Source organism: Mycobacterium sp. TH-M82 (assembly GCF_057473605.1).
Genome location: NZ_JBYCKY010000892.1, coordinates 1 through 12,102, shown reverse-complemented (window position 1 = coordinate 12,102; position 12,102 = coordinate 1). Strand labels below are relative to the sequence as shown.

Sequence of the window (12,102 nt, the reverse complement as noted above, 5' to 3'; positions counted from 1 at the left end):
GGTCGGCGTCAGTCTGGGCCATGATGTTGGCGCTGACCGCGGGCAGGGTCGTGGACAGGGTGTACGACCACGGCAACGGCGCCCCGTTGACCTGGTGCGTGTTGGCGTCGGCGTCCCAGTAGTTGATGTTGGCGGTCGACCCGGACGGTCCGGTGATCTCGTAGGTGACGACCTTGGGGTTGAACTGCACGATCTCGATGCCCGCGCCGGCGCCGGCGTTGAGGTCCTGCGAACCGAAAATCCTGTGCAGCCGCGACACCACCAGTCCCGAGACGCTCAGGACGACCACCAGCACGAGGGGGATCCACGCCCGTTTGAGGTACCCGCCGATGGAAACCGCTCTCATGTCACCGCCTTTCACTCACCGCTGCAAGGCCCCGTCGTCCGGCCGAACGGAAGGCTCGATATCTCCGACGAGCCACAATATTTGCTCAGCTAAATATTGTAAACTGTAGAGCACGCAATCGTTCCTCCGGGCCTGTTTGGTGTGGCGAACGGCATAGGGTCAGCGCGCCACTCGGCCGGTGACCGGCGGCAGGTCCGCGAGCGTCACGATGCCAGGGCGCGCCGCCACCACCGCCGGCACCGCGTTGGTCACCGGCATCGCGGTGTAGATCATCCCCAGGCCCATGAACCCGGGCTCGGTCCAGTCCTTCGGCGGCAGGCAGCGCAGCACGGTGCGCATGTTGGGGCGCCCGAACACCTGGATGACGTGCCCGTGCTCCAGGGGTTTGGGCGGCGCGACGTGGTTGCCCATCGTCCAGTTGAAGCCGACGCTGACGATGTTGCGGTCGCCATCCCAGCCCCGGTGGTATCCGTAGACCCCGGCGACCGTTCCCGCCGGAATCGTCATGAATCCCAGATCGGAGTCTCCGGTGGCCGCGGTGAACCTGACGTCGAAGGTCATCTTGTCCAGCTTCGCGCCGATTGCGTCGGCCATCATCGCCGCCGATTCGGCGAAGACTTCACTCTCGCGCCGCACGTGTTCAGCCAGTCCCGGGGTTTCGGGATCCTGAGAGAAGCCCATCGCCGTCTGCGTTTCCGCCGATTCGTAGGTCGAGCAATCCACCGACTCGGTGATCCGGATCTCGTCGACCCGCTCGCAGGAGGCCGACAGCACCATGCCGACCATGTTCGTCATCCCGGGGTGGGCGCCGCTGCCGAAGATCGTCGACCGCCCCCGTTCGCACGCGTCGAGGATGCGCTTCCGATCCGGCGGGGTCTGCTTGGCACCGGTGATCCACGCCGCGCTGGTGCAGACGTTGACACCCGATTCCAGCAGTCGCACCAATTCGTCGACGCTGGGCCATAACGGGTTGTAGCAGCAAGCGTCGGCATTCAGGGTTAGCAGCTGGTCGATGTCGTTGGTCGCGCGCACGCCGGTCGGTTCGGGCCAGCCGGAAAGCTCGGCGGCGTCGATGCCCACCTTGTCCGCGCCGTGGGCATACACCCCGACCAGCTCCATGTCGGGTCGGCCGATGATGGCGTGCAACGAGCGGCGGCCGATGTTGCCCGTCGTCCACTGGATGACGCGTAAGGGACGGTCCGTGCTCGTCGTGCTCATCGGGGCTCCTTTGCCGGTGCGATCGAAGTCATTATGTGCACCCCGGCTCGCGGGAACGCGAGCCGGGCGTGCTGGCCGGCCGGGGCCTTCTCAGGCGTCCAGTCGGACGAAGCCGTCTGATCGGTATTGCTCGAGGCAGGCGGCACGCCGAATCTTGCCGCTCGTCGTGGTCGGAATCGACTTGGGCGACACCAGCACGAGATCCCCGACATTCACCCCGTGCCCATGGGAAACCGCGGCGGTGACGTCGCTCTTGAGGCCGGCGAACCAGCGCCGCCCCTCGTCGTCGGAGTCGCCTCGCTTCTTGAGTTCGACGACGATGACCAGCTCCTCGGTGCCGTTCACCGGAACCGAGATCGCCGCGACCCGGCCTCCCGTGATTTTCTGCACCGTCGCCTCGATGTCCTCGGGGTAGTGATTGCGTCCTCGGATGACCAGCAAATCCTTGATGCGTCCGACGACGAACAGCTCACCGGCAAAGATGAAACCCAGGTCTCCGGTTCTCAGCCAGGGGCCGTTCGGCGTGCCGGGTGAGGGGCTGGCGAGCTTGGCTCCGAAGCAGCGCTGCTCCTCGGGGGGCTTGCGCCAGTAGCCCTCGGCGACGTTGGGGCCGTGCACCCAGATCTCACCCACCACATCGGGGGGGCACTCGCGGCCGGCGTCGCCGTCGACGATCCGCAGCGAAGGTGACCGCGGCACCTTGTAGGTGACCAGCGCCGTGCCCTTCCCGGCCGCGCACTGCCGTACACGGCCGGCGGACAACTCGTCGGCATCGACGTATACCGCGCTCGATGACTCGCTCCAGATGCCGGCTGCCGCGAAGACGGTTGCTTCGGCCAGGCCGTACCCGGGACGCACCATGGCGTCCCGGAAATTGACGTGGGCGAAACGCTCGACGAAACGTCGCACGGTGGCGGGCTCGACACGTTCGGCACCGTTGATGATGCCCAGCACCCCGCCGAGGTCGAGCCCGGTCAGGTCGCTGTCGGTCGTCTTGCGGGCCGCCAAATCGAAAGCGAAGTTGGGTGCCGCCGAGAAAGCATGAGGATTCCCGGCCAACGACTCAATCCACCTGGCCGGTCTTTCCAGGAATGAGATCGGACTCGTCAGCTCGCCTCGGTACCCGCCCAGGATGGGTGCGCAGACTCCCATCATCAAACCGAGGTCGTGGTGAAAAGGCAGCCAGGACACGAAGGTGGTGGTCGACGGGACTTCGACGTGGAATTCGGCGAAGAAGCCGCGCATCAGCTGCTCGAAATTCACCTGGAGGTTGCGGTGCGAGATCATGGCCCCGGTGGGAAGCCGGGTCGAACCCGAGCTGTACTGCAGATAGGCGATGCTGGGTAATTCCGTTTTCTGAGAGCGTGTTTCGACGTCAACGTCCAGATTCATCGCATCGATTTCGATGATCTTCGGATCCAGGCGCGCTCGGTGAACGTATTCGGCGATGTCCTCGGCGACGGCGGACGTCGTGAGAACAACTGCGGGCGACGTATCACCGAGGACTGCGCTGACGCGCTCGTCACTCGCGCCGCGGTTCGGGAGCGGCAGCGGGACCGCGATCCTTCCCGCCTGAATTGATCCCAGGAACGCCACGATGTAGTCGAGTGACTGGGGTGAAAGGATCACCGCCCGGTCCCCGACCGAACCGTGCGGCTCGAGCTCGCGCGCCAGGTTCAACGTCCGCCGGGAAAGCCGCGACCACGTGAGGCTCTCCGGAACACCCGCCCAGTCGTGGTCGTAATCGGTGAAGGTGAAAGCTGTCTCATCGGGCCGCAGGATGGCGCGTCCATGCAGCATCGAAAGGATCGAGGATCGGGGCTGAGAAGACATCGACGTCATGGCCTCACATCACGTCCGTCACGAGCCGTCCACCGCGTCGCATCGAGTTCAGTGGTCGACTTGTCCTGCGCCGTGGGACAACACCGACAGAGCGCCGGCGAGGATCTGCGAAAACGGGTCGGCACCGCCGCCGAATGTCGCCTGATTCGATGGCGCGGTGACCTCCGCGGGGTCGAAGCCGTGCACGGGGTCAACCTGAACGGGTGCGGTCGACGGGTCGTCGTTGCGCGAATATCCCGCGTTCACCCGGGGAATCAGGATCGCGTCGAGCTTGTCGAGCGTGTCCTCCTCGACGCCGATGTATTTCAACGGCATGACCAGCGGCAGGTGCTTCTGTGGGACCATGATCGTCGTGTCCCTGGCGCCCCTGGAGTTGATCGTGGTCCTGATGTTGCCCGGCGGCACCATGCTCGGGTTCGTGAACGCCACCGCGGTGTGACCCGTGGCCAGGCCCATGAGGGTGTTGGCGAGGGCGAACATGTTGTCCGGCCGGTCGGGGAAATCTGCGATCGAGTCGTATGCGGCCACGAACCTGTCAGTGTCGTACTGGCTTTCGTACGGGGGCGGCATCGTGTAGTCGAGTGCCGGAACGACGCTGCCGACTCCGAACACGGCGCGCAGGAAGCTCTGCCCGAAGGCGTGCCGGCCGATCGGGTCACCAAAGGTGGCGAAGTTCAAGGTGTCGGGCGGGGGAGCGGCGGGGTCGTCGGCGAGCCGGGCCTGCGCGCCGTCGACCACGAACCCGCCCTCGGATAGGCCGATCGCGGTGCCGGGCCGGCCGGACTTCAGCTCCGCAACCAGGTTGTCTATTCCGACGTCGACCGATTCGCCGACGCTGGGTCCGTCCAGGCCGAGGCCGGGGAAGTTCTCACCGAGCCGGCCGATGCCCGGGAACAGCCGCTCCAGCACGTGGCCCTGGACCTGGCCCGCAGGGTAGGGAACGATTTCGCGCTGCTGGCCGGGGAACCACTGGGCACCCTCCTGGCGGATGTACTCGTCGTAGGGGATGCCCAGAACGTGAGCGCCCCCGAGGGCGAACGCGGTCTGGTCGCCGGGTGCCCCCGGAGTCGGCGGCCCCGAAACGGGCGTGTCATCCGCCGCTGCGGTGTGGACACCGAAACATGTCGTGAAGCCGACAGTTGCCAGCGCGGCGACTCCTGCGACCAGTTTCCTCATCCCAACCCCTGACCCCATTGACCATCCAGTGTCACACACATCACGACCGAGCGTTGACCCGGCCGCGCCCCGGCGTGCCGGACCGTGACGGCCACCAGTTCGCCGGACCAACCAAAGCGGCCAGGGCGGGAACCGTGACGGTGCGAACCAGGAAAGTGTCGAGCAGGATTCCCACACCCATCACGAAGCCGCCCTGAACCACGGTGCCGATGCTGGAGAACAACAGACCGCCCATCGACGCGGCGAAGATCAGACCCGCCGCAGTGATCACACCGCCCGTCGAACTCAGGGTGCGGATGATGCCGTACCGCATGCTGCGCGGCGATCCGTCGCGCATCCGCGAGACCAGCAGCATGTTGTAGTCGGCACCCACCGAGACCAGCACCACGAACGCCAGCGGCGGCACGCTCCAATACAAATCCTGGCCGAGCAGGAACTGAAACACCAGCACGCCCACACCCACTGCCGACAAGTACGAAACGACCACGGAAGCAACCAGATACAGCGGCGCCACAATCGCGCGCAGCAACACGGCCAAGGTCAGCAGCACCACCATCAGGGTCACCGCGATGATGAACCGGATGTCGTGCTCGTAGTAGTCGCGCGTGTCTTTCAGACCGACGGTGAACCCCGCCATCGAAAGTGTGGCGTCGGCCAAAGCGGTATTCGGCTGAGCGCCCCGAGCCGTCGCGCTGATCGTGTTCACCTGGTCCATGGCCTCGTTGCTGAACGGGTTCAGCTTGGTTTGCAGCACGTACCGCACCGTGTGGCCGTCCGGCGAGACGAACACCTTGGCGGCGTTCTGGAATTCCTGCAGATGCAGCAGCTGCGACGGGATGTTGAACCCGGCCATCGCCGGTTGTGCCGCGTTGTTTTTCAGCGACAACAAGAACTCCGCCGATTCGCTGAGCCCGGCGCCCAGCCGTTTGACCTGGTCGACGAGTTGCGCCACCGCGTCGGCCACCCGGCGGCTGCCGCCGGCGAAGCGATCGGCGCCGCCTTGCAGGCTGTTCAGGTTTGCCTGCAAGCCGCCGGGTTGGTCCATCCCCATCGACTTCAGCACCCCGGCGAGCTTCGCCAGCGCATGGCGCAGGCGGTCGGTGGAGGCCTTGAGGGCCCGTTTGTCCGGATACTCCTGCAGTTGGTGGGACAGGTCGTTGATCGCGTCGAGGTCTGCCTGGTCGCGCCCACCGGTCAGTCGCTCCAACGTCGCGCGGGTATCGCTGCACGACGCGTTGAGATCGCAGACCGGGTTGCCCCGCAGCGCCGCCAGCACCGGGCCGATCCAGCCGAACATGTTCTCGGCGGCCGAGAAGTTCCAGCCCATGGCGTTGCTGAGCGAGTTGACGTGGTCGACGAGCTGGGCCGCGATGTCGACCTCTTTGACCAGCGTATCGCCGCTGTACTGGTTCTTGGCCGCCGCGAAGGCGTTCTCGAGCTCGCGCACGCCGGCAGCGAGCTGGTCGACCTGGCCGCGCACGTGGCTGAGGTTGTCGGCCAGCGTGCCGGCTCCTTCAACCAGGCTGTTCAGGTCGCCGGTGTGGTCGTTGATCAGGGTGGACCCGCTGGCCAGAAGTGTGCCGATGGCACCCGCCTGATAGGTGGCCCGGAACTGCTCCGGCACCTTCCCGGTGGGACGGGTGACGCCGCTGACCGCGGCCACATTCGGCAGCTGGCTGACCCGGTGCGCCATCTGCTCCAGGTCGGCGAGCGCCCGCGGCGTGCGAAGGTCGTGCGGCGACTGGACCAAAATGTACTCCGGGATCGACTCGTTGACGGGAAAGTGCCGATCTAGTGCGGCATATCCGAGGGAGCTGGGAGCCGAGGACTGCAGGGCCTTGCGATCGTCGTAGTTGTAGTGAACGAAGGCTGCGCAGCCGGCCAGGATCGCCAATACCAGGAGGCTGGCGACCAGATGCAGGACCGGCCGACGGACGATGCGGACGCCGGAACGCCGCCAGAACGGTGCGGCCAGTTCGCGTCGCGGCTTGACCCAGCCGCGTGGGCCGGCAATCACCACGATGGCCGGCAGCAACGTCATCGCGGCCAGGTATGCCACGCCGATCCCGATCGCCGCCGAGAACCCGACCGTCTTGAACACCCCCATCCGCGCGAAGCTGATGAGGAGGAAAGTGATTCCCACGGTGCTCGCGGACGCCGTGACCACCTTCCCGACCGAGATCATTGCCCTGGTGACCGCGTGGTCGGAATCCAACCCCGAACGCAGGTAGTCGTGATAGCGGCTGATGAGAAAAACCGCGTAGTCGGTTCCGGCGCCCGCCATGATCGCGCTGAGAAACACGATGGACTGGTTTGAGACACCCGAGCCGGTCACCAGCGAGTAGCCCGCCACCAAAGCCTGGGCGATCACCAGGGACAAGCCGATCGTGATCAACGGCAGCAACATGGTGACCGCGCTGCGGTAGACCACGAGGAGGACGAGGAGCACCAGAACCGCGATGGCCAGCTCGATGGGAAGCCGATCCCGATCACCCGCGACCGTGAGGTCGGCGACGGTTGCCGCGGGGCCGGTGAGGTGGGCCGTCAGGGATGTGCCGGACACGATGCGCTCGACGATGTCGCCGATACGTTGAAAAGCGTCATAGGACCGCGGAGTGCCCAGTTCTCCCGCCACACCGACCGGCAGCACCCAGGCTTTGTGGTCTTTGCTGGTGACGACCGGTCGCAGGGGCGGCGTGCTGAGGAAATCCTGCAACATCACGACGTCCCGCGGATCCCGGCGCAGCGTGTCCACCAGTTTGCGATAGGTGGCTTCGTCGGCGGGGCCGAGCCCCTTGTCGTCGGTCAGGACGACCAAAAGCAGGTCCTCGGAGCCCGATTCGTGAAACGCCGCGGTCATCTTCTTGGCGGTGACGCTCGACGGCGCATCGCTGGGCAGAATGGTCAGCGGATGCTTTTGGGCCATCTCGCCCAGGGACGGGAGTGCCAGCGGCACGGCGACCGCGACCAGGACCCAGAGCCCGATCACCGCCCAGGGCCATCGCACCACGACGTCGGCTAGCCGTCGCATGTCACCCTCATCGCCGGTCGGCGCGGTTGGCTGCGCCCGCCGGCGGCGGCCGCCGGCTCCCGAATCGGATCGCAGAAATGGGCGTCACGAGCGAGAACGACGCCACCCGCTACGCAACGCGTCCCCAATGGCCGCTGTCAGCGACCCGCCCGCACACCGACTTCATCGCGTCCATGTACCGGGTGACTGATTTCTGGGCGATCGGATTGTCGGGAAACATGATTGCCATCGCGGTGCCCTCCCCATACCGAAAAACGTAGATGGTCAGTTGGTATGAATACCGGCCGTCAGAGTAGATTCCAATGTTGTTCGCGTAGCCCAGGTCGGCCGCTGCGAGCACGGCGTTGAGTGGCGCCGCGCCCCCGTGCAGGAAGTTCGACACCGGAAAATTCGGCTGCGGCCAGCTCAACCATGGCGCTAATTCCAAAACGCGATAGTACGGCACCCTCGCCAGGTTCAGGCTCGAATCGAAAGAAGATTGCGCTGCCCACGCGGCCTCGCCGAAAGAGGCCGCGGCTATCGGCACGGTAATCGGAACCAAGCCGGTGAACCACCCCTGCGTCATGAAGTTGTCCGTGGTCTTGCGAGTGTCCCGGGGGGTGAGGCCGTAGTAGGTGAGGGCACCCGTGAATTCGTGCTCCACCAGGGCGAAGCAAGCGAACAGGCCGCCGATGAAGCGCGCCCCGATCGCTGCGCAGGCCGACTCGAACCGCTCCGTCTGCGCCGCGCCCATCAGGAATCCCGAAATCATGTCACTTCCGCTGGGCTTCGATGGATCGCCCAGCGGAAGGGGAAATTCCGGAAAGCCGCCGTTGTTGTTCTCGGCAAAGTCGATCCACGCGCGCACCTGGGGCGAATCCGCGGTCAGCGCGGACGTGTACCGGCGCTCGCGGGCGCAGAACTCGTCAAAACTGCCGGCATCGGGAAGCGACAAGGGCTCGCCGCCTCCGCTCAGCGCCGTATACATCCCGTTGGCCTCGAGCATCGTCGTGCCGATCAACGTTGCGTCCCCGTGGACGTGATCCATGGCGGCAAAGAAGGTGAAATGGTCTTCGCTTTGCACAATCCCGAAGATCCAGCAGCCCCACTCGAGCGGGTTCGGTAGGGCCACGATGTGGGCGCGTATTTCGGCAACCGACATCGTCCCGTGGTCGATGGGCACGAACTCGATGTCGGCCGGGTCGCGCAGGGTGTGCCGTACGAACTCTCCGTCACCGGTGTGGTCGAACCAACTGCGGAACGTGTCATGCCGACGCAGGTAGGTGTTGAGCGCGCGATTCATGGCATCGATGTCGCACCGGCCGGGCACGTCGCAGGTGCCGATGATCTGCCGCGAGAAGCCCAGGCCTGCCGCCGTCCGTTTGTGGTAATTACGCAAATGCTGGCCCTGCATGTAGCTGACGGGCGCGGAACCGGTCGGTGCGTGACGGGCCTTTGCGGCAGCCGCGGCCGTCGGGTGCCAGGACATCACCGATCCCGGGGTCGGCGTCCAATCACCGAGTGACCCGATGGTGATCCTCCCGATGCGCACTCTGCTTCTCCTCAGTCGCGATGGCTGCAATCCCGCCCCGTCGGTGGCGACACCAAGATAACTCTCCCGGCGCGCTGCGGCGGCGGCGCGCGCGGAGACGTCCGACGCTTCACGCGCGGTGCGGGGTCACCAGACACCAGTATCGGCAAAACTTGGCGCCGGACGTGATTCGGCTGTGCACGGGTGCCCGACACGTGTAAGTTCCCCACGACGGTCGCGAACGGTCGCACAATGGGGTAGTTCCGCCAGGCGTGGTCCTGGGCGATGCGGTAAGCAGCCCCAGTGCCTGCGGCGCGGATCAACGACGGCGCCGACGCCGCAGCGCGGGCGCGCGGGGGCAACAAATCCTCCGGGCGAAACAGGGAGGATAATCCGATGATATCTGCCGAATTTCCGATGGAGCCGACGTCGGGGTTTGCGATCGTCGGCTTCGCTGCGCGATTTCCGGGTGCCGCGGACGTCGACGAGTTCTGGCAGGTGCTGGACGAAGGCCGGGACGCGACATCGGAGGTCCCCGCCGACCGCTGGGACGTCAACGAGTTTTACGACCCGGATCCCGACGCACCCGGCAAGATCGTGACCCGCCGGGCGGGATTCGTCGATGACGTGACGGGCTTCGACGCCCCGTTCTTCGGGATGTCGGCGCGCGAGGTCAGGTTGCTGGACCCCCAGCATCGGCTGCTGATGGAGACGGCCTGGCGCGCGGTGGAACACGCGGGTATCGCACCATCGGCCCTGGCGGACTCCGACACCGGCGTCTTCGTCGGCTTGGCCACCCACGACTACCTGGGGATGGCCGCCGGCGAACTGTCTTACCCCGAGATCGAGGCCTACATGGCCACCGGGACGTCGGCCGCCGCGGGCGCGGGCCGGATCAGCCATCGGCTGGGGCTGCGGGGTCCGGCGGTGGCCGTCGACACGGCGTGCAGCTCGTCGCTGGTGGCGATCCACCAGGCGTGCCAGGCACTGCTGATGGGCGAGTGTGATCTCGCCCTGGTCGGCGGCGCGAACGCGCTGCTCACCCCCGCCACGATGATCACCTTCTCGCATGCGCACATGCTGGCGCCGGACGGCAGGTGCAAGACGTTCGACGCGGCCGCCGACGGCTACGTGCGCGGCGAGGGCTGCGGCGTCATCGTCGTCAAGCGTCTGGCGGACGCGATCCGCGACGGGGACCGGATCCGGGCGGTGATCCGGGGCAGTGCGATCAATCAGGACGGCGCGTCGGGCGGTCTGACGGTGCCCAACGGTGTGGCGCAGCAGCGGGTGATCGCCGAGGCGCTGCGCAGCGCGGGTGTGGCCCCCGGTGATGTGGGCTATCTGGAGGCGCACGGGACCGGGACGTCGCTGGGTGATCCGATCGAGGTGCAGGCCGCCGGCGCGGCGTTCGGGGCGGGGCGTGAGGCCGAGCGGCCGCTGCTGATCGGGTCGGTGAAGACCAATATCGGGCACCTGGAGGCGGCCGCGGGGATCGCGGGCGTGATCAAGGTCATCCTGGCGCTCGAGCATGAGGTGTTGCCCAAGCATCTGCACTTTCAGACGCCGTCGCCGCACATCCCCTGGGACCGGCTGCCGGTGCGGGTCGTCGAGGAGGCCACCGCGTGGGTGCGCGGCGGGCGGCCGCGTATCGCCGGGGTCAGTTCGTTCGGGTTCTCGGGCACCAACTCCCACGTCATCCTCGAAGAGGCGCCCGCCGCGGTAGCCCAGGTGGCTGCGGCGCCGGCGCCGTCCGACGACCGACGCTTTTGTCTGTTGCCGCTGTCGGCGCGCAGCCCGGAGGCCCTGGTGCAGCTCGCGCAGGACTACCGCGGCTGGCTGGCCGAGTACCCGGACGCCTCGTTGGCCGATGTCTGCTTCACCGCCGGGGCGGGGCGTTCCCATTTCGAGCACCGCGCCGCGCTGCTGGTCAATTCGACGGAATCCGCGCGCGAGGCCCTCGGTGCGCTGGCCGACGACCGCCCGGCACCGGGCCTGGTCCGCGGGGATTGCGTCGAAAAGCCGAAGACGGCGTGGTTGTTCACCGGTCAGGGCAGCCAGTACACCGGGATGGCCAAAGAGCTGTTCGAGACCGAGCCGGTGTTCGCCGAGACGATGACCCGGTGCGCGGAGGCTATTGCCGGTGTGCTCGACAAGCCGTTGCTGGACGTCATTTTCGATCCGGAGCATGAAGACACCCTGCGGCTGACCAGCTACGCGCAGCCGGCGTTGTTCGCGGTGGAGATGGGCCTGGCCCGGCTGTGGCAGTCGTGGGGGTTTGAGCCTGACGTGGTGCTGGGCCACAGCGTGGGCCAGTATTCGGCGGCGTGTGTGGCGGGGGTGTTCAGCCTGCAGGACGGGGCGTTGTTGATGGCTGAGCGGGGCCGGCTGTTCGGCAGCCTGCCCGCCGGCGGCCGGATGGTCGCGATCTTCGCCGCTCCCGAGCGGGTGGAGAGCCTGACCGACGAGTTCCCGAGCCTGTCGGTGGCCGCCTACAACGGCGCCAACACTGTGTTGTCGGGTCCGGCGGAGGAGCTGCAGCGCGCGTTGGAGGGCCTGGAGGACGACGGGGTGCGCTGCGACTGGCTCGACACCAGCCACGCGTTTCATTCGGCGCTGCTGGACCCGATCCTCGAGGAGTTCGAGGCGTTCGCGAACCGGTTCGAATACCGTTCGCCGCAACGGACTTTGGTGTGCAACCGCACCGGTGGGGCCCTGGGGCGCAGCGCGAAGCTGGACGGCGCCTACTGGCGGCGCCATGCCCGTCAGCCGGTGGAGTTCGCTAAGAGCGTGCGCACCCTGGCCGATCTGAGTTGTGCGGTGTTGCTCGAGATCGGCCCGCAGCCGGTGCTCACCGCCTCGGCGCTGCGCGCCTGGCCCGACCCGGCCACCGCGCCGCGGGCGATCGCGTCGTTGCGTAAGAACACCGCCGACCACCGCCAGATCACCGAAGCCCTCGCCAACGCCTACGTCGCCGGCCAC

At 66.8% G+C, this 12,102-nt stretch carries 7 protein-coding genes; 1 reads left to right on the top strand and 6 read right to left on the bottom strand.

Annotation, left to right across the window (positions count from 1 at the left end):
- The 6 genes from AC2VON_RS26020 to AC2VON_RS25995 all read right to left on the bottom strand — a co-directional run.
- On the bottom strand, positions 1-346 hold a 346-nt coding region (locus AC2VON_RS26020), incomplete at its 3' end, for an MmpS family transport accessory protein (protein ID WP_486955391.1).
- A gap of 159 nt (positions 347-505) precedes the next feature.
- Positions 506-1,564 carry an NAD(P)H-dependent amine dehydrogenase family protein gene (locus AC2VON_RS26015; protein WP_486955390.1) on the bottom strand — a complete coding sequence of 353 codons (1,059 nt, stop codon included), beginning with the start codon at positions 1,562-1,564 and terminating at the stop codon, positions 506-508.
- A 90-nt stretch (positions 1,565-1,654) separates the two neighbouring features.
- The gene (locus tag AC2VON_RS26010; protein WP_486955389.1) at positions 1,655-3,397 is read right to left on the bottom strand and encodes an AMP-binding protein; all 1,743 of its coding nucleotides are present in this window, start codon (positions 3,395-3,397) and stop codon (positions 1,655-1,657) included.
- 57 nt (positions 3,398-3,454) lie between these two features.
- On the bottom strand, positions 3,455-4,582 hold the full coding sequence (gene pe / locus AC2VON_RS26005) for an acyltransferase PE (protein WP_486955388.1): 1,128 nt from the start codon (positions 4,580-4,582) through the stop codon (positions 3,455-3,457).
- 40 nt (positions 4,583-4,622) lie between these two features.
- A complete protein-coding gene (locus tag AC2VON_RS26000) occupies positions 4,623-7,613 on the bottom strand; it encodes an MMPL/RND family transporter (RefSeq protein WP_486955387.1) in 2,991 nt (996 codons plus the stop codon).
- A gap of 109 nt (positions 7,614-7,722) precedes the next feature.
- A complete protein-coding gene (locus AC2VON_RS25995) occupies positions 7,723-9,144 on the bottom strand; it encodes a condensation domain-containing protein (RefSeq protein ID WP_486955386.1) in 1,422 nt (473 codons plus the stop codon).
- A 375-nt stretch (positions 9,145-9,519) separates the two neighbouring features.
- Between AC2VON_RS25995 and AC2VON_RS25990 the strand changes: the two genes are divergently transcribed.
- On the top strand, positions 9,520-12,102 hold a 2,583-nt coding region (locus tag AC2VON_RS25990), incomplete at its 3' end, for a type I polyketide synthase (protein ID WP_486955385.1).

Coding starts and splice junctions, on each gene's coding strand:
- AC2VON_RS26010 (WP_486955389.1), bottom strand. CDS start 3,397: ATGTCTTCTCAGCCCCGATCCTCGATCCTTTCGATGCTGCATGGACGC.
- AC2VON_RS26000 (WP_486955387.1), bottom strand. CDS start 7,613: ATGCGACGGCTAGCCGACGTCGTGGTGCGATGGCCCTGGGCGGTGATC.
- pe (WP_486955388.1), bottom strand. CDS start 4,582: ATGAGGAAACTGGTCGCAGGAGTCGCCGCGCTGGCAACTGTCGGCTTC.
- AC2VON_RS26015 (WP_486955390.1), bottom strand. CDS start 1,564: ATGAGCACGACGAGCACGGACCGTCCCTTACGCGTCATCCAGTGGACG.